A 22396-nucleotide genomic window follows, 5' to 3' on the forward strand; every position below is an offset into this window, starting at 1 on the left:
CCCGTTGAGTAAAATTTCGTTTACGCGGCCGACCTACCATGCCCGTGGGTATCGGTATCGGGATCGAACCGACGATAGCGATCCCGATCCCGATCCCGATTCCGATAGCGACGTCATGACTCGTCGGCCTGAGACGAAGCCTCGCTAGGCTTGCGCGATTCCACCCTACACCTCGGCTACACCAGGCAAGACGCTCGAGCGCACCTGGAGCCAGGAGGTCATGCGGATGTATACCCAGATCCAATACGAGCAGCGTGACGACAGCCCGACCGAAGATCACATCGTTTGGCTTCACGATGTGAGCTGGGAGGGATACGAGCAACTCCTGGCGATGCGCGGCGACCACTCCGCCCCGCGCATCGCTTATCTGGAAGGAGACGTCGAAATCATGAGCCCGTCGCGGACGCACGAAGCCATCAAATCGCTTATCGGTCGCCTCGTCGAGACCTATTGCTTGGAGCGCGATATCGCCTTCTCCGTCCTGGGATCCTGGACGCTGAAGTCATCTGACCGCTCGCGCGGAGCGGAGCCGGACGAGTGCTACATCTTCGGCGACCCCGAGGTGGAGCGCCCGCATCTCGCTATTGAGGTCGTCTGGACCTCGGGGCGCATCGACAAGCTCGAGATCTACCGCAAGCTCGGCGTGGCAGAGATTTGGTACTGGCGCAAGGGTGCAATCCAGCCCTACCGCCTGCAAGACGAGCACTACGTCCCGATCACCGCGAGTCAGGTCTTACCTGGGCTCGATTTGGAGTTGCTGACGCGCTTCCTCGACCAACCCACCACCTCGCAGGCCATCAAGGGATTCCGCAAGGCCTTGCAGACCACAGCGAACGATCACGAGTCAAGCTAACCAAATCATGTCCAACATCCACGCCGATCGCATCCTCATCCTCGACTTCGGGTCGCAATACACGCAGCTGATCGCCCGACGGGTGCGCGAGGCCGGTGTCTACTGCGAGCTGCATCCCTTCGACATGGATGCGCAAGCCATTCGCGACTTCGCCCCAAGCGGCGTCATCCTCTCCGGCGGCCCGCAGTCCGTCCATGAAGCGGAGACGCCCCGCGCCGACCCGCTGGTGTTCGACCTCGACGTGCCCGTTCTCGGCATCTGCTACGGGCTGCAGACCATGACGGCCCAGCTCGGCGGCGCCGTCGCCCCCTCGACGCACAGGGAGTACGGCTACGCCCAGGTGCGCGCACGCGGACACTCCCAGCTGCTGCGCGACATCGAGGATCACGCCAGTCCAGAGGGCTACGGCCTGCTCGACGTCTGGATGAGCCACGGCGACCGCGTCGAGAGCCTGCCGCCCGGCTTTCACGTCATCGCCGAGACGGACAACGCCCCGCTGGCCGGTATCGCCGACGAGGAGCGCCGCTTCTACGGCGTACAGTTCCACCCCGAGGTCACGCATACGCGCCAAGGCCAGCGCATCATCGAGCGCTTCGTCCACCATATCTGCGGCTGTGGCCGGCTGTGGACGCCGAGCAACATCATCGCGGACAGCATCGCGCGCATGCGCGATCAGGTCGGCAGCGACAACGTCCTGCTGGGACTCTCCGGCGGGGTCGATTCCAGCGTGGTCGCGGCCCTCCTCCACCGCGCCATCGGCGATCAGCTCACCTGCGTCTTCGTCGACAACGGCCTGCTGCGGCTCGGCGAGGGCGACCAAGTGATGAGCACCTTCGCCCGTCACATGGGCGTGAATGTCATCCGCGTCGATGCCGAGGACCGCTTCCTCGGTCGACTCAAGGGTGTCAGCGACCCCGAGCAAAAACGTAAAATCATCGGCAACACCTTCATCGAGGTCTTCGACGACGAGGCCAGCAAGCTCGATGACGTCAAGTGGCTGGCCCAGGGGACCATCTACCCGGACGTCATCGAATCCGCCGGCGCCAAGACCGGCAAGGCCAAGGTCATCAAGTCGCACCACAACGTCGGCGGCCTACCCGAGGAGATGAACCTGGCGCTGGTCGAGCCGCTGCGCGAGCTGTTCAAGGACGAGGTGCGCAAGATCGGCATCGAACTGGGCCTGCCCTCGGAGATGGTCTACCGCCATCCATTCCCCGGCCCCGGCCTTGGCGTGCGCATCCTGGGCGAGGTTCAGAAGGACTATGCCGCAACCCTGCGGCTGGCCGATCACATCTTCATTGAGGAACTGCGGCGAGCGAACCTCTACGACCAGGTTTCACAGGCCTTCGCCGTCTTCCTGCCGGTCCGCTCCGTCGGCGTCGTCGGCGACAACCGCCTCTACGCGCACGTCATCGCCCTGCGCGCAGTCGAGACCATCGACTTCATGACCGCCCGCTGGGCGCACCTGCCCTATGACTTCCTCGACCTGGTCTGCCGTCGCATCGCCAACGAGGTGGAAGGCATCTCACGTGTCGTCTATGACATCACCGGCAAACCGCCGGGTACGATCGAGTGGGAATAGCATCAACGCCGGACGACCGGCGCTGGATGATGCATGCGCTCGCGCTCGCCCAGCGCGCGGCGGACGCGGGCGAGGTTCCGGTCGGCGCCGTGCTGGTCAAGGATGACGCGGTCATCGGCGAGGGCTGGAACCGCCCCATCGGCGCCAGCGACGCCACCGCTCACGCGGAGGTCCAGGCCCTGCGCGACGCAGGCCGACGCCTGGGCAACTATCGTCTCCCAGGCACCAGGCTCTATGTGACGCTCGAACCCTGTGTGATGTGCGCCGGCGCCATCCTTCACGCCAGGGTCGATCAGGTGATCTACGGGGCGAGCGACCCCAAGGCAGGCGCCTGCGGCAGCGTCTTCGACATCCTCCCCTCGGACGAACGCTTCAATCATCGGACCCAATGCTATGGCGGCGTTCTGGCCGAGCAGTGTGGCGAGACCCTCAAAGCGTTCTTCCGCGCACGCCGCCAAGACGCGCGCACCAGCGCGGCGACTCAATCTTCGTGCCCCAGCTAGCCCTCGACCATCGACGTCCATCCGGGGCGCTGAATCCCCTGTAGTGTCCAAGGGTTGATGGTTGCCCGGAGCGGCGCGCCGAACGCTCGCATGCCCCGAGCCCCACCGAAGCGGGATTAACGGATACACTCAGGGCCTGTCGATTCGAACACCGGGCAACCGTCATGTCGCCGACCACCCTATTTAGAGTCACGCTCGTCATCCTCATTGGTCTCTCGGCAGTCACACTGCCCAAGCTGGGGCGGGCCGACGCCTGTCAGCAGGGCGCCGAGGTGCATGTCTGGACCGCACCGCTAGAGCCCGCACCAGGCTACCCGCTGGAAGTCTTTGTGGTCGCCACGGACGGCCGCGTGGACGAGATCCTGGTCACTGACCCTTCGGGCACGCGCAATCCGCTGCGCAACCTGGCCAGCGACGGGCCGCCTTGGAGCAACTATGGAACCCTGTTCCGCCCCCAGCAGGGGACCTACCGCATCCAGGCCATGCGACGCGGCCAGGTAGCCGCCTGCAACGAGGTGCGGGTGGGCGGAGGCAGCAGCGACCGCGGCCCAGGTCAGTGGGATCTGGCCACCGAGGCCCTCTACTCCGCCTGGATCGAGCACCTCTTCAACGCCCCCGTCGAGCAATCACTCAGCTTCAAGTCCCTGGCCCCCCTACTGAGCGATCCGGCGCAAAACTTTCTCTACAACTACCTCGGCGCGCGCGAGGACGAGGGACTGCCAGCCGAACCGGACTGCGCCGACCTGCCCTACTACCTGCGCGCCTATTTCGCCTGGAAGCTCGGCCTGCCGATCGCCTATCGCAGCTGCGATCGCGGCAGTCGCACCCGCGCCCCCAGGTGTCAGTCAGCGACCATCGAGACTGGCTTCGTCGGCACCCGAGCCTCAGTGAGCAGGTTCAGACAGGTCGCACAGGCGCTGGTGAACACCGTCCACTCCGGCAGCGTCCGCACCAGTCTGAATGACGACGAGACCGACTTCTATCCGGTCCCGCTGAAGCGCGATGCCATCTGGCCGGGAACGCTCTACGCCGACCCCTATGGTCACATTATGATCGTCGTCAAATGGGTTCCGCAAAGCGGCCGCAGCAGCGGCCTGCTGCTGGCCGTCGACGCGCAGCCGGACAACTCGGTCACCCGCAAGCGCTACTGGGAGGGTAACTTCCTCTTCGCCCAGACGCCGAGCGCCGGCCCCGGCTTCAAGACCTTTCGGCCACTCACGCGGAGCGGCGGGTCCGGTTGGCGGGTCCTGCCCAACGCCGCGATCGACGGCCGCTCCGGGCTGCCGCGCTTCGCCACCGAGCAAGCCCGCATGGATCCCGATGACTTCTATGCCCGGATGGAGACACTCATCAATCCCAAGGGTTTGGATCCGGCAGCCGCGTACGAATCCACGCTCGATGCCCTCATGGAGCAGCTGGAGACGCGGGTCACTTCGGTGGACAACGGCGAGACCTACATGCGCGCCCATCCCGGAACCGTCATCTCGATGCCCAGCGGACCCGCCATCTTCGAGACCACCGGCCCCTGGGAGGATTACGCCACGCCATCCCGCGACATGCGGCTGCTCATTGCGATGAAGGTGCTGGATGCGCTGCCGCAGCGCATCATGCGGTTTCCCCAGCTCTATGTCTTGAACGGCGAGAGTCCCGCGCGCGCGGCGAGCCGCATCGAGCAGTTGAATGCGCAGCGCCTACGCGAGCGATCCATCAGCTACAGACGCAGCGACGGCAGCTCCTGGCGGCTCACCTTGGGCGAGATCTACGACAGGCGACAAGCATTGGAGATGGCCTACAACCCCAACGACTGCATCGAGACCCGCTGGGGCGCCCCGACCGGCAGCACCGAGGCATCGACCTGCCGCCGCGAGGCCCCGCGCGCGCAGCGCCAGCGTATGGAGCAATACCGCTCCTGGTTCAGCGACACAAAGCGCCCGCCGCGCTAGCCTGGCGCCGCTTTCCGGGCAGTGTCCCGACCACTGCCCATCTCACCAACATTCATCGGAAGGAGTCTCCCCCCGTGTCGATCCAGAGCATCGCCGGAAGCTGGCCAGGAGCGGCAGCCGCCACTCTGCTCAGCCTGATCCTGGTCGGCTGCGCCGCGCCCCCGCAGTCCGGCGCACCAGGACAAGGCATGTCCGGAAGCTGGGCCGGCACGCCGATCGGATCCCCACCCGCACCCAACCCCTCGATGAAGCGCGCCATGGTCTCCAGGGCGAATCAGGAATGGAGCTACTTCGGCCGTCAGACCGTCTTTTTCAAAGGCTCCGAGGAGAGCATCCCTCACGTCGGTGACTGGGAGGATGACGACTACCGCCACAGTAGTCGCGTCAACAGCTACTGGCGCGCCGTGGGCAAGCCACGGCTCAACGGCATGGACTGCCAGAAGCCCTGGTCCGCGGCCTTCATCAGCTGGATCATGCAATCCTCGGGCGTCCCGGAGAGCCAGTTCAAACGCTCATCGGCCCACTGGGTCTACCTCAGCGACATGATCCAGAACGCCAGTCTGCCCGGACGCTATTTCGCCCCCCGCCGACTGACCGACTACAGCCCCCAGCCCGGCGACCTCGTCTGCGCCTATCGCAAACCCTCCTACGTCCGAACCTTCAACGGCTACACCACAGCCGCCGCGCTCAACGGCGTCGCCGGCCACTGCGACCTGGTGGTCGCCAACAACGGCCAGAAGCTCGAGGTCATCGGCGGCAACGTCCGCAACTCCGTCTCCAAAAGCACCCTGGAGCTGGATAGCCAAGGCCACCTGCAGCAGGTTCCACGGAGACCTTGGTTCTTGATTCTGGAGAATCGGCTCTAGTGAACCTCTGGGCCGCGATCATGGTTTGGTCCAACCGCGCGGCCAGTGGGAGCGGCGCCCCGCCGCGACGGGGCGGTCCGATGATCAACGCCAACCTCAGACTTCGATCCGCGCACCGAGCGAAGCCCCATACCGCCGAGTGGAGCCAGCCGGAAGCCGCGCGCTGCTGGAGCGGCTCGCACCAGCTTCTTCTACAATGCCGGATCGAGCCCCAAAGGCACGGCACATGACGCGAAAGAAACTTCCAATCGGGATCCAGACCCTGCGCGAGATTCGCGAAGAGGGCTACTACTACGTCGACAAGACCGACTTCGCCCTGCGTCTCATCGAGACCGGCAAGTACTATTTCCTCTCCCGCCCGCGCCGTTTCGGCAAGTCGCTTTTCCTGGATACGCTCGCGGAGTTGTTCGCCGGCAATGAACGGCTGTTTCAAGGGCTGAGCATCCACAAGGAATGGAATTGGGAACGGCGTCATCCCGTGGTCAGGTTCAGCTTCGCCGGGGGTGTTCTTCACAGCCGTCAGGCGTTGGACGAGAAGATCGCGGAGCTACTCGACGAGAACGAGCGCCTGCTCGGGGTACGCGGTAAGCACCGCAGCGTATCCGGCCGTTTCACCCAGTTGATCCGCTTGGCCCAGGAGCGTCATGGCGCGCCGGTCGTCGTTCTGGTCGACGAGTACGACAAGCCGATCCTGGACAACCTCACCAGACCGGATTTGGCCGCTGAGATGCGTGAGGGTCTGCGCGACCTCTACTCGGTGATCAAGAGTGCGGACGCACACCTGAGGTTCGCCTTCCTGACGGGCGTCAGCAAATTCAGCAAGGTGAGTATTTTCTCGGGACTCAACACGCTTCACGACATCACCGTTTCGCGCACCTATTCGGCAATTTGCGGCTACACGGAAACCGATCTCGAGCAGGTCTTCGCACCCGCCCTGGAAGGACTGGACCGCGAGCAAATCCGCCGCTGGTACAACGGTTACAACTGGACCGGGGAGTCTGTCTACAATCCGTTCGATCTGCTCCTGTTGCTGGACGAGCGATGTTTCCGCCCCTGGTGGTTCGAGACAGGCACGCCGACCTTCCTGATCGACCTGCTGACCCAGCGCGGCTTCTTCACTCCCCGACTAGCCCGGCTGCGCGCCGACGACGCCCTGCTCTCCGCCTTCGACGTCGAGCACATGGCCCCCGAGGCGCTGCTCTGGCAGACCGGCTATCTCAGTTTCAAGGGCACGCGGCAGATCGGGGCGCGCACCGAATACACCCTCGGCTATCCGAACCTCGAGGTCGAGACCGCCCTCAACGACGTCCTCGCCAAAGCCCTGGTCGGCAACCCGGGACGCGCGAGCGAGCTGGCCAGCCGCCTCTATGACCTCCTCGCCGAAAACGACCTCCAGGGCCTGCGCCAGCATATCGAGAGCCTCTTCGCCGCCATCCCACACCAGTGGCACGACACCAATCCGGTTGCCCGCTACGAGGGCTACTACGCCAGCGTGATCTACAGCCACTTCGCCGCGCTCGGGCTGGACCTAACCCCTGAGGACAGCAGCTCCGCCGGTCGGCTCGACCTGGCGCTGCGCTTCCAGCAGCGCCTCTATCTATTCGAATTCAAGGTCGTGGAACTCGAGCCCGAGGGCGGCGCCTTGCAGCAGATCAAGGATCGCGGCTATGCCGAAAAATACCGCGCGGAAGGCATCCCCATCCACCTGATCGGCATCGAATTCAGCCGACAGCGTCGGACGGTCGTGGGCTTCGAGGTGGAAAACGAGGGGTCAAACTGACGCTGGTCACTGACACCCCCCCCGACTCGCTCAGAGATCGAGCTGAATCCAGACGGGACAGTGGTCCGACGGCTTCTCCATGCCGCGAATCTCGTAGTCGATACCGGCGTCGAGCAGACGCTCGCGCAGCGGGGCGGAGATCAGGAGGTGATCGATCCGCAGCCCATGCTTCGGCTCGCGCTCGAAACCACGGGAGCGGTAGTCGAACCAGCTGAGCCGATCCTCGACCTCCGGGTAGAGGGCGCGGTAGGCATCTGTGAGCCCCCAGTCGGTGACGGCTTTGAGCCACTCGCGCTCCTCCGGCAGGAAGCTGCACTTGCCGGTCCTCAGCCAGCGTTTGGCGTTGTCCGAGCCGATGCCGATGTCGAGATCAAGGGGCGCCACATTCATGTCGCCCATGACGACGACGTTCTGATCCGGCGAGAAACGCGCTTGCAGAAAGGCGAGCAGATCCGCGTAGAACTTGCGCTTGCTGGGAAACTTGACGGGGTGATCGCGGCTCTCGCCTTGAGGAAAGTAGCCATTGATGACCACCACTTCCTCACCGCTCGGCGCGGCATAGCGCCCCGTGATCGCGCGGCGCTGCGCCTCAACCTCGTCATTCGGAAACCCCTTGATGACGGAGGCTGGCTCGAGCTTGCTGAGCAAGGCCACGCCGTAATGCCCCTTCTGCCCATGGAAATGGGTCGCATAACCGAGCCCTTGCGCCCAGTCGAGGGGGAACTGCTCGTCCGCGACCTTGCACTCTTGCAGACCGAGGATGTCAGGATCGAGCGTGGCCTTGATGGCTTCGACCTGATGGGGACGGGCACGAATCCCGTTGATATTGAAGGACAGGATCTTGAACACGGGCGAGGATCTCCGGATATGGACACTGGCGCGGAAGGCTAGCATGGCATCGCGGCATGCCCAAGGCACTGCGCCTTGCGCATCGGGCAATCCCAGCGCAGAAACCATTCCTATACGGCCGTCGCCGGCGGCGGCACGCTCAAATCCTGGTCCACGGCACCGCCGGATTTCGGCGGAATGAGCCTTCATTGGATGATGTCGGCCTCGATCATCATGACGAGCCAAGGCCGAGTTGAGCCTTGGTCGTCAGTTGGACCGGGAGGGTGGACGAGCGAGATCGGAGTCCACCCAATCCAGCGCAGTTGTTGGTGGACTGCGCTGCGCCCTTCGGTTCCGCTCAGGGCGCCTGTGTCCCCGGAGCCTACCTCGATCGGCGCCCGCCTCGGTCAATCACAGTCCGGCTATGTCAATTTAGCCCGAAATCCCCTACCATTCAGCGCTCTTCATGGCCCTTCCCCGTCCCGACTCCATCGCCGCGTAAGCGGGGAGGCCACCAGGTGTCGACCCGCATCCTGCGCTGACTAAGCGTGCGCGCTCGACACCGTCGCGTCGCATCCGAGCAACCAGGGCATCGCTGATGCCGTGCCATCCCGGCATTCAACGCGGCTCGCAACGCGAGAACACAACCTGCGAGTCGCGCGCGTTTCGACAGCACTCAGGCGCTTAAGCATGGCGCAGTCGGTATCGCGCGCGGCGAGCGCACTGCATCGGCGCTCTCCAGGACCCAGGCCCGACCTTACGGGCTGAGGGTGATCCGACGCACGTCTCGTCGCGCATGAACATCGATTGCGGCCGCCCCAGGCACGCTCGGGACCCCACATTCGGGACCCAATTGGCCCTGAACCTTCTGACCCATTATTGAAGCAGTACCGCCATGAACACAGCTCGCTCCTTTAACTGGTCTTTGCTCACGCCCTTCATGACTTGGCTGCCACAGGTTGGGCGACAAGACATCAAGGCCGATCTGGTCGCTGCATTGACGGGCGCCATCGTCGTGCTGCCGCAGGGCGTGGCCTTCGCGACCATTGCCGGGATGCCGCCCGAGTACGGGCTCTACGCGGGCATGATCCCGGCCATTATCGCCGCCCTGTTCGGGTCATCGCGCCACTTGGTCTCCGGACCCACGACTGCGGCCTCGGTCGTGCTCTTCTCCTCGCTGTCCCTCTTGGCGATCCCAGGGACGCCTGAATACGTCACCCTTGCCCTCACGCTGACCTTCATGGTCGGCGTGCTCGAACTCGCGCTCGGCTTCGCGCGCATGGGGGCACTGGTCAATTTCATCTCACACTCGGTCGTCGTCGGCTTCACCGCAGGTGCGGCCGTCCTCATCGCGGCCAAGCAGCTCAAGCACTTCTTCGGTGTCGAGATGGACAGCAGCGGCCATCTCCACGACATCCTGATCAGCTTCGGACAGCACGTCCTTGAGATCAATCCGAGCGCGACCCTGGTCGCGGCCGCGACGCTGGCGCTCGGCATCGCCTGTAAGCTTTGGCTGCCTCGGGTGCCCTACATGATCGTTGCCATGCTCGGCGGAAGCCTGCTGGCCGTTGGCCTCGATGCCGTTTTCGGTGCGGAGGCGACAGGAATCGCAACGGTCGGCGCGCTCCCTGCGGCCCTGCCGCCGCTGTCGGCGCCGTCACTGACGTTCGACCACATTCGCCATCTCGCCCCATCCGCCTTGGCCGTCACCCTCTTCGCCTTGACCGAAGCCGTGTCCATCGGCCGGGCGCTCGGCGCGCGCGGCGGCTACCGGATCGACGGCAACCAAGAGTTCATCGGCCAAGGGCTCTCGAACATCGCCGGCTCCTTCTTCTCGGGCTATGTCGCCACCGGCTCCTTCAACCGCAGCGGCGTCAACTACGAGGCCGGCGCGCGCACACCCCTGGCCTCCATCTTCGCCGCCTTCATGCTGATGGCGATCGTGCTCTTGGTGGCGCCCTACGCGAGCTATCTGCCCAAGGCAGCCATGGCCGGCATCCTCTTCCTCGTTGCCTGGGGTCTGATCGACCGCGCGGAGATCAAGCACATCCTGCACTCATCCAAGCGTGAGACCTCGGTCCTGGCGGTCACCTTCTTCTCGGCGATCTTCCTCGAACTCGAATTCGCTATCTTCGCCGGTGTGCTCTTGTCGCTGGTGCTCTACCTCGAGCGGACATCCAAGCCGAAGATCCATACCATTGCACCGAATCCGCACCTGCCGAACCAAGCCTTCTCGAGCGAACCAGGCCTGCCCGAGTGTCCGCAACTGAGATTCATGCGCATCGATGGCTCCGTCTTCTTCGGCTCGGCGCCCCACGTCGAGCAGTATTTCGATCGCCTGCGCGCCGAGCACCCCGAGCAGAAGCACGTCGCCCTCTTCTCGAACGGCATCAACTTCGTCGATCTGCAAGGCGGTTTGGTGCTCTCGCGCGAGATGCAACGGCGCCGAGCCGACGGCGGCGACATGTATCTCATCAACGTCAAGCAGGGCTTGTGGGAAGCGCTCGAGGGCTGCGGCTGTCTCGACGAGCGCGGCTCGCGCAACATCTTCCAGTCCAAGACGGCCGCCGTCCGCGCCATCTACCAGAAGCTCGACAAATCCATTTGCGCCACCTGTGACAAGCGCATCTTCTGGGAGTGCAAGGGCAACAAATGAAGGCCATGATCCTGGCGGCGGGACGCGGCAACCGCATGCGCCCGCTGACCGACCACACCCCGAAACCCCTGCTGCGGGCCGGCGGCAAGCCCTTGATCGCCTATCACATCGAGCGGCTGGCCGGCGCGGGGATTCGAGACCTGGTGATCAACCACGCGCACCTCGGGGCGCAGATCGAGCAGGCACTGGGCGACGGGTCTGAGTTCGGCGTCAGCATTCGCTACTCGCCCGAGGCCGAGGCGCTCGAGACCGGCGGCGGCATCTTCAACGCCTTAAGCCTGCTCGGCGACGCGCCTTTTCTGGTGGTCAACGGCGACGTCTGGACGGACATCGACCCTGCCCGTCTGCAGATGCGCGCGACCGATCTTGCCTATCTGGTCCTGGTCGATAATCCGCCGCACAACCCGTCCGGAGACTTCGCCTTGACGGGAGACCGCGTCCAGCCCGAAGGCTCCCCCAAGCTCACCTTCAGCGGCGTCGGCCTCTACGACCCCAAGCTCTTCGACGGCTGCCAGCCAGGCGCCTTTCCGCTTGCCCCCCTGCTGCGAGACGCCATGGCGAAGGGAAAGGTCGGCGGACAGCACCATCGGGGCCAGTGGCTCGATATCGGCACGCCCGAGCGATTGGCGGAGCTAGACCTGCGCTTGACGCACGCGGATTGACCGCCCCCGCATCGCCTATCCGTTACGCTGAGTCGTCTACACTTTGGAGTGGGTCATCTCATGCAGAGCGTGGAAAACAAGCACTGACTGAGGCGATCCCGGGGACCAAGCTCGTTCTTGGCTGTTTAGCGCAATCGACGCGTTCGAAGCAACGGAGGATTGTCCGATGAAATCGACGCATAAGATCAATGGATGGCTAGCAGCGGCTTTCGCGCTCTTCGCAATGCCTGCAGCGGTGACCTCGCCCCTCGCCGCTGAGTGGTCATGCATTCATGCGAGTGGAGGACAGATCGAATACGAGGATCGCATAGCGACCACGGATCGTACCCATCTCGGGTGGGGACTGGATTTCGAGCAGAGTCCCGGCCTCTACAACTGGGTTCATTTCGCAATTCCGTGGACACACGGCAAGACCGCACGCTTTGACGCGCTCCAGTTCGAGACCGGAAGCGTCGATGCTTACGTCGACCAGGTCCATGTTTATAACCTTGGTGAGAGGGTCAAAGTCTTCAGCGATCTCGATTGGTCGGGAAACCTGCAAACTCGGGCTCTCGACCTGGGTGACAACCTGACCTTTTCTACCTTGGGAATCTCGGTCGGCATTGCCGCGGGGGTCGAGATGATGGATCACAACTTCGTCTTCACAGGCGCCTGCGCCTACTCAGAGTAGGATCCGCGCCGACATGATCACAGCCCCCAGACGTCTGGGGGCTAACAAGGCTACACACTCACGCCCCCAGGAACGCCGATGCCTCGATCATAAACCCGGCCGGTTGGGCGATCCGCCAGGGATGCCAACCGCAACCGACTCAGTCCGGGTAGTCGCTCGCCCGGCGTGCATCCCCGCGCACCTTGTCCGCCGGATAGCGCTGCTCGTTGATGGCGATCTTATCTTCCGCCGCGGCGATGAGGTCGATCCCGAGGCGTTCGGAGAGCCGAACCAGGTAGTTGAGGATGTCGGCCATTTCATGCGCGACCTCGCGCCGCTTGGCGTCATCCAGGGCCGCGCTCTGCGCCTCCGTCAACCACTGGAAGTGTTCCAGCAGCTCACCGGCCTCGCCAGCGAGGGCCATGGCGAGATTCTTGGGCGAGTGGAACTGCTCCCAATCGCGCTCCTGGGCGAAGCGCAGCAGTCGCGCGTTGAGATTGGCGAGGCTGTCAGGCATCACCGCTCGCCTCGGCACCCAGACGCTCGCGCGCCCGCTGGATGGCTGCGCGCACCTGCGCGGGCGCGGTCCCGCCGATATGGTCCCTGGCCGCGACAGAACCGTCCAGGGTCAGCACCTCGAAGACGTCCTCGCCGATGGCACCCGAAAACTGCTGCAGCTCGGCAAGGCTCAGCTCGGCCAGATCACGCCCCTCGCGCACGCCGAGACCAACGGCCTTACCCACGATCTCATGGGCGTCGCGGAAGGGAATACCCTTGCGCACCAGATAGTCGGCCAAGTCGGTCGCGGTGCTGAAGCCCTGCTTGGCGGCTTCGCGCATGCGCTCGCGGTTGCAGGTGACCTTGCCCATCATGTCCGCGTAGACCTTGAGCGAGCCCTTGAGGTTGTCGACGGTGTCGAAGAGCGGCTCCTTGTCCTCTTGGTTGTCCTTGTTGTAGGCCAGCGGCTGGGACTTCATCAGCGTCAGCAGCCCCATGAGATGGCCGAAGATGCGTCCGCTCTTGCCGCGCACCAGCTCGGGCACGTCCGGGTTCTTCTTCTGCGGCATGATGGACGAGCCAGTGCAGAAGCTGTCGGACAGCTCGATGAAGCCGAACTGAGCCGACGACCAGAGGATCAGCTCTTCGGAAAAGCGCGACAGGTGCATCATGAGGATGGCCGCGTCGGCGGTGAATTCGATGGCGAAGTCACGGTCCGAGACCGCGTCCAGCGAATTCTCGGCCGGGCGGTCGAAGCCGAGCAGCTCGGCCGTATAGTGGCGATCGATGGGGTAGGTCGTGCCAGCCAGTGCGGCCGCGCCGAGCGGCATGACGTTCATACGCCGGCGGCAGTCGGCCAGGCGCGCGCGATCGCGCTCCAGCATCTCCAGCCAAGCCAGCATGTGATGCCCGAAGGTGATGGGCTGGGCGACCTGCAGATGCGTGAAACCGGGCAGGATGGTCTCGGCCTCGCGCTCGGCAAGGTCCAGAAGCGCCCGCTGCAAACGCTGGATCTCCCCTCGGATGGTGTCGATCTCATCACGCAGCCAAAGCCGCACATCGGTCGCGACCTGATCGTTACGCGAGCGTCCGGTGTGGAGCTTCTTGCCGGCATCGCCGATGTCTGCCGTCAGCGCAGACTCGACATTCATGTGCACGTCTTCCAGCGGGATCGACCAGGCGAAGTCGCCCGCGTCGATGCGTGACCGCACGGCCTCCAGCCCTTTCACGATGGCATCACGCTCGGCTGCGGTGAGGATGCCCTGCCGCGCGAGCATGGTCGCGTGGGCGATCGAGCCTTGGATGTCGTAGCGGTAGAGGCGCTGATCGAAGTCGACGGAGGCGGTGAAGGCCTCGACGAAGGCATCGGTCGGCGCATTGAAACGCCCGGCCCAGGGCTTGGCGGAAGAGGTCTCTTGCATCGGAAGGTCCAGCAGCTAGCAAAGCCGCCATTTTACACCTTGGGGCCGAGACGACGTCGACCGCGCCTGGGGCGAGCACAAGGCGTCGCGCCGTCGGAGCGGACGCCTGTCGCCAAGAGGCCAAAAAGGGACCCCGGACGGCGACAACAAGCGGCCTGCTTCACACTTTCGAGCAGGGGATCACGCGCCAATCGTGCGAAACCGGGATTCGCCCGCAGTTTCGCGACAGGCCAGTGAAAGCTGGGATCCATATCTCATCCGATTGTCTTAGCAAACTTTATAGTTGAGCCATCGTCAATGCCGGCGGGAAATCGACGGACACGAGCTGTCAGCGATCGACACCGGCTAGAAATCGCCAAGCGGGCTAGGTGATCACGCCTCTCCGGGTCGTGGGTTCGCTCGCGGAGTGGCGAAAGCTTGACGAGAGGATTCAATCAGACATCGCATCGAGGCGAGACGTGCTCCGTTCGTGGGCAACTCGCCGCCGATGCCGCCAGCGTGTCTGAGCTGGCCTGTGCTCAACTCAATACACGGAAGCGGGGATCACGATGAGGATTCTGGTCGTCGATGACGAAGTTCCAACGCGGCAAAGCCTGAGGCAGCTGCTCGCCAGCACGGACGGCGATCATGAACTGGCGGGCGAGGCCACCGACGCCTTCGAGGCCATCGCCTGCTGTCGCGCTCAGCCGATCGATCTCGTCCTGATGGACGCCAAGCTGCCCGGCATGACGGGCGCGGAGGCGGTCCGTCAGCTCGAGAAGCTGGAGCGCCCACCGACCATCATTTTCCTGGCGTCCGACGCTGCATCCAATCCAGCCATGGCCGAGCGACGCGTCGCCGGCTGCCTGCTCAAGCCGGTCAGAGCAGACCGGCTGCGCGAGGCATTGAATATCGCAAGGAGGCTTGCCTTGCCTAGATTCCAGCATGCCAACGAGATGGACGAGATAACACCCATGCCGCAGCGTCGAACCGAGGTCAGCGCGCGCTATCGCGGCGGCATCCGGAGCGTCGCCATCGCGGATATCATCTTTCTCCAGGCGGACCAGAAGTACGTCAATGTGCGGCATCTCGACGGCGAACTGCTCGCCGACGAATCGCTCCGCTCGTTCGAGCAGGAATTCCCCGACCTCTTCCTGCGCATTCATCGCAACGCACTGGTCGCGCGCTCGAGGCTGAAAGGCCTCGTCAAGCTCACGGACGGGACCATCCGAGTCGAGCTGAGTGATTGCGATGATCGCCTTGCCGTCAGCCGCAGACACCTGGCCGAAGTCCGACGTTGGCTGCGCGAACAAAACACCGAGGAGACGCACAGGTTGAATCGCCAAGGTTTCGACGCCAGGCTGGGTCAGCAGCAGCGCTGACCTCAGAATTCCTCCGAGAGAGCCATTGGGCGCCAGATGCGGGGCACTCGCATCGGGCGCCCCTTATTTTGCGGCCTTGGGTCGCCACTCCCGAGTCACGGGCGTTTCCCGGTATAGTGCGCGGGCACGCTTGGGCAGGATGCTTTCCCCAACCTCCGCCCTCGCACCATCAGACTTGCCCGGACCTAGAGACCCATGACGCCCTTAACCGAGACCCTCGCCCTCATTGCCGCGCTCGGCATCGCTGCTCAGTGGCTCGGCTGGCGACTGAAGATCCCGACCATCGTCCTGCTGGTCGCCTTCGGCATCCTCATTGGCCCGGTGTTCGGGCTCATTCGGCCGAGCGAGGCGCTCGGGCCAGCCTTTCCTTCACTCATCTCGCTTGGCGTTGCCGTCATTCTCTTCGAGGGCGGACTCAGTCTGCGCTGGCATGAACTCAAGCAGACGGCGACCGGCGTCAAACGCCTAGTCACGGTCGGGGTGGTCTTGAGCCTGGGACTCGGCACCCTGGCCGCACACTGGATCGGCGCCCTCTCCTGGCCGGTCGCGCTGGTGTTTGCCGCCATCGCGGTCGTGACCGGGCCGACCGTCATCCTTCCCCTCTTGCGGCAAGCGCGCCTGCGGCGGCGGCCGGCGTCATTCCTCAAGTGGGAAGGCATCGTCAATGACCCCACGGGCGCACTGCTGGCCGTGCTCCTCTACGAATACTTCGTCTCGCCCGGGGCGCCTGATATCAGCCACACGCTGGTAGAACTCGCCTTGGGACTGCTCAGCGCCGGACTACTGGGCGGCGTCGGCGGCTGGCTGCTCGGGCGGGCCTACCTGGCCGGCCAGGTGCCCGAGTACCTCAAGGGGCCCGTCGCCTTAGGCGCCGCCCTCGCCGCCTTCGGTCTCGCCAATCTCGTCATGGAGGAGGCCGGGCTGGTGGCGGCGACGGCGCTGGGTGTCGTGCTGGGCAACATGGGCCTGCCGAGCATCGAGGAGGTTCGCCGCTTCAAGGAATCGGTCGCCATGCTGCTGGTGGCCGGTCTCTTCCTGCTGCTCACGGCGGATCTGGACCCCGACATCCTGCTGGCGCTCGACTGGCACAGCGCGCTGCTCATCCTCGCCATGCTCTTCCTGGTGCGCCCGCTCACCATCGGGCTCGCGACCATTGGCGCCGGCATGAGCTGGCAGGAGCGACTGCTGATCGGCTGGATCGCACCGCGCGGCATCGTCGCCGCCGCAGTTGCCGGCGTGCTGGGGCCAGGCCTCGCGGCACGCGGCTATGCGGACGGCGACCTCTTGCTACCACTGGTCTTCACCCTGATCCTCACGACCGTGCTGCTGCACGGCTTCAGCCTGGGCTGGCTCGCCCGCAAGCTCGACCTCAGCGCCTCGCCGCGCCAGGGCCTGCTGATCAGCGGCGCCAATCCCTGGAGCACCGGACTCGCCCAGGCGCTGCATTCCTATAAGGTGCCCGTCCTCATCACGGACCGCGCCTGGCACCGGCTGCGCCGTGCCCGCCACGCCGGTCTACCGGTCTACTTCGGCGAGCTGCTCTCGGAGCACGCCGAGACCGAACTCGAACTCAGCGACTATGGCAGCCTGCTCGCCATTAGCAGCAATGATGCCTACAACTCCTTGGTCTGCGCCCAATACACACCCTCCTTCGACCGCTGGCACGTCTTCCAGCTCGCGGCCGAGCCCTCGCACGCCAGCCGCAAACCCGGCTCGGGGACGCGCGGGCGGACCTTCGTCGATGGCGAGATCCAGTACGAAGACCTCCAGCGCGGCTGGTACCGCGGTTGGACCTTTCAGGCAACCTCCATCACCAAGGAGTTCGGCATCACCCAACTGCTCGAGGTGCTGCCCGAAGGCGCCCTGCCCGTGCTCATCATCAGTAAGGATGCCGGGGTGCGGCTGCTGGCCGCGGACGAGGAGATCAAGGTGGAGCCCGGCCATCGCATCCTCTGGTTCGGGACCAAGCTCGAGCGCCTCAAGACCAATGAGGATGTTCCTAAGGGTCAGGAAGGTGAGCCCGAGCGCCTACCCGACACCAGCCAGTAGACCAACGCCAGCAGGCCGATCCAGGCAGCGGCCAGCCAGCCGATGGTGCCATCGTAGTCGCCGACGAGGAAGGCAAGGGCCGCGCCTTCATTCCCGTCCGTGACCTTGCGGCCAAGTTGGATCACGAGCACCCACCCGGCATGCAGCCCGATGCACCAGCCGATGTGCCCGGTGCGCTCGCGGATCAAGGCCAGGAAGACGCCGACCATGAAGAGCGCGACCAGCGAGTCCAGATTGCGCCATTGGAAGAGATCCCCCAAGGCATAAAGCACCGTCCAGAGGGCACCGGACGCGTCGAGCGCCATCCCCTCCGGCAAGGCGCTGGGCTTCATGAAGTGCACCGCAGCATAGAGGAGTGCGCTCCAGACGATTGCGGATCTCACACCATCGGCGCGGCGAACGGCCGAGTAGAGCGCCCCGCGGAAGAAGGTCTCTTCCAAGAGCGCGATCAGCAGTCCGCCGACCAAGGCCTGCAGCACCTTGCTCAGGATGCTCCCCCAGCCCGGCGGCGTCGGATCCGGGACGCGGATATCCAGCGCCAGCAAGAGCGCCAACAGAAGGGACAAAATGACCACACCCAGCAGCCAACCCCAGCCAGCAGCGCGCCGCAGCGACCGCATCGGCACCCCGTAGCCGATCGAGGCGCGGTCAGCAACATGGAAGGCAAGCAGCAGCGGCCAGATCCCGATGAGGATAATGGCCTGCGCAAGCCGGCTCATGACGCGATGCGGCTCCAGGTCGAGCCAACCGCTGTCCATCAAGGGAACCGACACCAATGCCGCGAGCATCAGGCAGGCGAGAAGATAGGTGAAGAAGAGGACGGTTATGCGCATCTGTCTGTCTGTCGGGCGAGCTGAAACAAGAGCGTCATTCTCGCGTCAAGCCGCAGGGCTCGCAAAGTCCCAACTGGAAACCTTTTCCGGCAGTCGCCCAAGCAGCCCAACCCGCAAAGATCAGTTGAACCCTAAAGACGCGAAGCGCGCAACGGACCTCGATGTCTTGTCCCGGCACCCTCGCTCACCTGCAGGGTGAAGCCTCCCCGCAGAACAGCGCCTTGTTCTTCTTCGCGTCCTTTGCGCCTTTGTGACTCCCATTGCGATTCAGGCTCAACAGATGCCTTTGGCCGCTGGAACGCTATCGGGCTCCGGAAGCCCCCTGTAAAATCAATGAGACCAGACCGCACTGCACCCCGGACAGACCTGCGAATGCCCAAGCTCATCGTCTCCGACCTCGACGGCACCTTGCTCAACGCCGAGCACCGACTCGGCGACGACACACGCCGAGTCTTGCTAGCGCTGCGCGATCAAGGCTTTGAGGTAATGCTCGCGTCGGGCCGGCATTTCCAGGACATTCGCTGCCATGCCGAGATCCTGAGCCCGCGCGGCTGCCTCATCTCCAGCAATGGAGCCGCCGTCCATGATCGCCAGGGGCAACTGCTCCACTCCCACCCCGTCGACGCCGACTGTCTCGACTTCCTCTTGCGCGATCCGCTCTTCGACGGCGTCCACACCAATGTCTACCGTGCAAACGACTGGCTAGTCGACACCGCCGAGCCACAGCTGCTTGAGTACCACCAAGAATCCGGGTTCGCCTACCGGATTCTCGACTTCACCGAGTTCGACGATGAACCTGTACTCAAAGTCTTCTACTATGCTAGAGAGATTGACCGCCTGGAGCGCCTAGAAGACGCGATCCGTGATCGCCTCGGAGATCGCGTCACGACCACTTATTCGCTCCCGGTCGTCCTCGAGGTGATGGCGCATGGCGTTTCCAAAGGAGACGCACTCAAGCGGACCCTCGAGCGGCTCGACATTGCAACGGAGGACGTCATTGCCTTTGGCGACGGTCGCAACGACATCGAGATGCTGCAGGTCGCTGGGACCCAGGTACTCATGGCCAATGCGGTCCCCTGGTTGAAGGCAGCACTGCCGGAAGCGGAGATCATCGGCACAAACGCCGAAGAGGCCGTCGCCCAATACTTGCTTGAGCACTGCCTCGGCGGGCACCCTTCACGGCCATGACCCGAGCAGACTCAAGCCTTAGAAGACAGCACAGCCGGTACCTGCAATGAGTGGCAAGCATGGATGAGCCCAAGCCAATAGCGCCGAAGACCTGGCCAGCGCCCTCGAGCACAGCGACGCGGCACCCGCGCGGATTGCAGCGTCAGCCAATTGACCCCGGCCTCAAAAGGCTCACGGCCGAGCCTCCAGGCTAGACCCGCTGACCCATGCCGCAAGCCCTTTCCCACTCAAGCGAGCAGCTAAAGGCGACTTTGATCGACGAGGCCTTCCGCCAAGGGCGCGCGGGCATCCCCATGACGACCGTGGCCATCCTCGGCATCAGTGGCATCCACTGGCTCCATGCTCACACCCTCATCCAGCCGCTCTGGCTCTTGATCGGACTCAGCGTCAGCCTCCTGCGAGGCGCCCTGCTCTACACCTACCAGCGGCATAAAGACCGCCTAGACACGAAGACGCGGGAGCGCATGTTCGTCTGGCCCTTGATCGCTGCAGCCCTGGTCTGGGTTGCCTTGCCGATCCTGGTGTTCCCTTCGGCGGAGGCTTCCGAGCGGCTCGCCATTGTCGCCATCGTCGCCGGCCTAGCAGGCGGCGGATCCGCCATCCTCGCTCCCATGCTCTGGTCGGCACGCTTCTACATCCTCTGCTTGATGGCACCTGCGACCGTCATGGTCTTCGACACCCCCACCTCGGGACCCATTGTCGCCATCCTGGCCGCCTCTTTCATGCTCATGGTGCTGTTCAGCCATCAGCAGGGGAGACGTATCCTCTTGGCCAGTCAAGAGCGCTTGCTGGAGAATCAATCGCTGCTCAGCGAGACCCATCGACAGCGGGGTCTGGTCGAGCAGCTCAACGCGGAGCTGATGGACGCTCAGAAGGCGCTGCTTGCCTATAACTTGCGGCTGGAGCAGGAGGTCGAGGAGCGCACGGCGCGCAACCGGCTGGCCTCTGCGGTGATCGAGAATACGGCGGAAGGCGTCATGGTCATGACGCCGGACGCCATTATCGTGGAAGTCAATCCTGCCTTTACGCGCATCACCGGCTACGCCGCACCGGAGGCCATCGGCCAGCCGGCCAGCATCTTGCGCTCGGACAAGCACGAGGCGCGCTTCTTCGCGCTCGGCTGGCAGCAGCTGCGCACCCTTGGCCGATGGGAGGGCGAGATGTGGAGCCGCCAGCGCAACGGCAAGATCTTCCTGGAGCGTCGAACCATCGATGCCGTGCGCGATACCGAGGGCGAGGTGACGCACTATGTTTGCGTCTTCAATGACATCACAGACGACTACGAGAAGGACCAGCAGCTTCTTCATCAAGCGCTGCACGATCCGCTCACAGGCTTGGGAAATCGCAAGCTGCTCCTGGAGCGACTCGAGCACGGCATCGCGCACGCATCACGCCAGGGCAAGCGGCTGGGCGTGCTCTTCTTCGACCTCGACCAGTTCAAAGCGGTCAACGACAGTCTAGGGCATCACATCGGGGACGAGCTGCTCCGCGGCATCGGCCAGCGGCTTTCCAAGCGGCTGCGCGCCAGCGACACCCTGGCCCGACTGGGCGGCGATGAGTTCGTCGTGCTCATGAGCGATCTCGAGAATCCCGCCGATGCGGTCGTGCTCGCGCAGGGACTCCTCGACGTCTTCTCCAAACCCTTCGAACTCCCGGAAACGCGCATCCACATGCGCACATCCCTCGGCATCGCCATCTATCCAGACGACGGCGAGGACCCAGACGCCCTCATGAAGAATGCCGACATGGCACTCTACGCCGCCAAGGAGGCTGGTCGGAACACCTATCACTTCTTCCAGCCCGCCTTCGCCGAGCAGGCCCAGCAGCGACTCGACCTGGAGCTGGCGCTGCGCGACGCCATCGAGCAGCAAGAGCTGTCCCTGTACTATCAGCCCAAGGTCTGCGCCAAGGACCAGAGCCCTCAGGGTTTCGAGGCGCTCCTGCGCTGGAATCGCCCGGGGCTAGGCTTCGTGCCGCCCGACCGCTTCGTGCCCATTGCCGAGGATTGCGGACTCATCGGGCAGATCGGGGCTTGGGCGCTCGCCGAAGCCTGTCGTCAGATTGCCTGCTGGGAGGCTGCAGGCTATGGCTCGCAGCAAGTCGCCATCAACGTCTCGGTGCGCCAACTCATCCACGACGACCTCGCTGGCATGATCCGCGAAGAATGCGAACGTCATCGCATCAGTCCTTCGTTGCTGGAAGTCGAAGTGACGGAGAGCTGCGTGATGTCCAACCCGGAGCAGACCACTCCCGTTCTCGAAGCCTTGAAAAGGATGCAGGTCCGTATCGCGATCGACGACTTCGGGACCGGCCATTCGAGCCTCGCCTACCTGCGCCGGCTGCCGGTCGACATCATCAAGATCGACAAATCCTTCGTCCAGGAGGCGATGTCGGACAAAGCCACGGCAGCCATCGTCAAGACCATCATCGAACTCAGCAAGACGCTGGAGATGCAAGTCGTCGCCGAGGGCGTGGAGACGGCCGAGCAGGCCGCAATGCTGGCGGACAATGGCTGCGACAGTCTCCAGGGCTATTTCTTCTCCAGACCGCTACCGCCCGAAGACATCGCGCGGCAATGGCACGCCGGACCGGCGCTCTCGGCAGCGCGGTCTTGAGAGGCTGTCTGAATACTGCAATCGCTTGAGCTGTAGATACTCTGTTCTGACGCAAGTCCGATTTGCCTCCTGTCCATCATTTTTTTCTATCGGCATCGTTGTCTCAGCG

17 protein-coding genes are annotated in these 22396 nt (G+C 64.1%); 13 read left to right on the forward strand and 4 right to left on the reverse strand.

What is annotated here, in order from left to right:
- The first annotated feature begins 226 nt into the window (after positions 1-226).
- The 6 genes from G3480_RS18830 to G3480_RS18855 all read left to right on the forward strand — a co-directional run bounded on the left by G3480_RS18830 (position 227) and on the right by G3480_RS18855 (position 7527).
- Positions 227-853: a Uma2 family endonuclease gene (locus G3480_RS18830; RefSeq protein ID WP_164655432.1), complete on the forward strand. Its 627-nt coding sequence runs from the start codon at positions 227-229 to the stop codon at positions 851-853.
- Positions 854-860: 7 nt separating this feature from the next.
- On the forward strand, positions 861-2435 hold the full coding sequence (gene guaA, locus G3480_RS18835; protein WP_164655433.1) for a glutamine-hydrolyzing GMP synthase: 1575 nt from the start codon (positions 861-863) through the stop codon (positions 2433-2435).
- Positions 2432-2938 (forward strand): tRNA adenosine(34) deaminase TadA, encoded by a 507-nt coding sequence (gene tadA / locus G3480_RS18840; protein ID WP_338114181.1) that lies wholly within the window; start codon positions 2432-2434, stop codon positions 2936-2938. Before guaA ends, tadA begins: the two co-directional genes overlap by 4 nt.
- 164 nt (positions 2939-3102) lie before the next feature.
- Complete coding sequence (locus G3480_RS18845) at positions 3103-4881, forward strand: hypothetical protein (protein ID WP_164655435.1); 1779 nt, start codon at positions 3103-3105, stop codon at positions 4879-4881.
- Positions 4882-4955: 74 nt separating this feature from the next.
- Positions 4956-5747, forward strand: a complete 792-nt coding sequence (locus G3480_RS18850; protein ID WP_338114179.1) for a DUF2272 domain-containing protein — start codon at positions 4956-4958, stop codon at positions 5745-5747.
- A 226-nt stretch (positions 5748-5973) separates the two neighbouring features.
- Positions 5974-7527: an ATP-binding protein gene (locus G3480_RS18855; protein ID WP_164655436.1), complete on the forward strand. Its 1554-nt coding sequence runs from the start codon at positions 5974-5976 to the stop codon at positions 7525-7527.
- A 30-nt stretch (positions 7528-7557) separates the two neighbouring features.
- On the opposite strand, the gene xthA is transcribed toward G3480_RS18855, so the two are convergent.
- A complete protein-coding gene (gene xthA / locus G3480_RS18860; protein WP_338114180.1) occupies positions 7558-8376 on the reverse strand; it encodes an exodeoxyribonuclease III in 819 nt (272 codons plus the stop codon).
- An 874-nt stretch (positions 8377-9250) separates the two neighbouring features.
- On the opposite strand from xthA, the gene G3480_RS18865 reads away from it, so the two are divergent.
- The 3 genes from G3480_RS18865 (at position 9251) to G3480_RS18875 (ending at position 12343) form a co-directional block, all read left to right on the forward strand.
- Positions 9251-11011, forward strand: coding sequence for a SulP family inorganic anion transporter (locus G3480_RS18865; protein WP_164655438.1), 1761 nt, complete (start codon positions 9251-9253; stop codon positions 11009-11011).
- The gene (murU, locus tag G3480_RS18870) at positions 11008-11673 is read left to right on the forward strand and encodes an N-acetylmuramate alpha-1-phosphate uridylyltransferase MurU (RefSeq protein WP_164655439.1); all 666 of its coding nucleotides are present in this window, start codon (positions 11008-11010) and stop codon (positions 11671-11673) included. Before G3480_RS18865 ends, murU begins: the two co-directional genes overlap by 4 nt.
- Before the next feature lie 166 nt (positions 11674-11839).
- Entirely contained in the window at positions 11840-12343 is a 504-nt protein-coding gene (locus G3480_RS18875) for a hypothetical protein (protein WP_164655440.1), read from the forward strand.
- A gap of 139 nt (positions 12344-12482) precedes the next feature.
- On the opposite strand, the gene G3480_RS18880 is transcribed toward G3480_RS18875, so the two are convergent.
- Together G3480_RS18880 and argH are read right to left on the reverse strand one after the other, a co-directional pair.
- Complete coding sequence (locus G3480_RS18880) at positions 12483-12839, reverse strand: nucleotide pyrophosphohydrolase (protein WP_164655441.1); 357 nt, start codon at positions 12837-12839, stop codon at positions 12483-12485.
- Positions 12832-14241: an argininosuccinate lyase gene (gene argH, locus G3480_RS18885; RefSeq protein WP_164655442.1), complete on the reverse strand. Its 1410-nt coding sequence runs from the start codon at positions 14239-14241 to the stop codon at positions 12832-12834. The genes G3480_RS18880 and argH overlap by 8 nt, the downstream gene beginning before the upstream one ends.
- 548 nt (positions 14242-14789) lie before the next feature.
- On the opposite strand from argH, the gene G3480_RS18890 reads away from it, so the two are divergent.
- A complete protein-coding gene (locus tag G3480_RS18890; protein ID WP_164655443.1) occupies positions 14790-15602 on the forward strand; it encodes a LytR/AlgR family response regulator transcription factor in 813 nt (270 codons plus the stop codon).
- A gap of 195 nt (positions 15603-15797) precedes the next feature.
- Entirely contained in the window at positions 15798-17651 is a 1854-nt protein-coding gene (locus tag G3480_RS18895; protein WP_164655444.1) for a cation:proton antiporter, read from the forward strand.
- Here G3480_RS18895 and G3480_RS18900 read toward each other — a convergent pair.
- Complete coding sequence (locus tag G3480_RS18900; protein WP_164655445.1) at positions 17609-18484, reverse strand: CPBP family intramembrane glutamic endopeptidase; 876 nt, start codon at positions 18482-18484, stop codon at positions 17609-17611. The two genes, G3480_RS18895 and G3480_RS18900, sit on opposite strands and share 43 nt — an antisense overlap.
- A 372-nt stretch (positions 18485-18856) precedes the next feature.
- On the opposite strand from G3480_RS18900, the gene G3480_RS18905 reads away from it, so the two are divergent.
- On the forward strand, positions 18857-19672 hold the full coding sequence (locus G3480_RS18905; RefSeq protein ID WP_164655446.1) for a Cof-type HAD-IIB family hydrolase: 816 nt from the start codon (positions 18857-18859) through the stop codon (positions 19670-19672).
- Positions 19673-19878: 206 nt separating this feature from the next.
- On the forward strand, positions 19879-22287 hold the full coding sequence (locus tag G3480_RS18910) for a putative bifunctional diguanylate cyclase/phosphodiesterase (RefSeq protein WP_164655447.1): 2409 nt from the start codon (positions 19879-19881) through the stop codon (positions 22285-22287).
- Positions 22288-22396 lie beyond the last annotated feature (109 nt).

Source organism: Thiorhodococcus mannitoliphagus (assembly GCF_010915725.1).
Classification (GTDB): Bacteria; Pseudomonadota; Gammaproteobacteria; order Chromatiales; family Chromatiaceae; genus Thiorhodococcus; species Thiorhodococcus mannitoliphagus.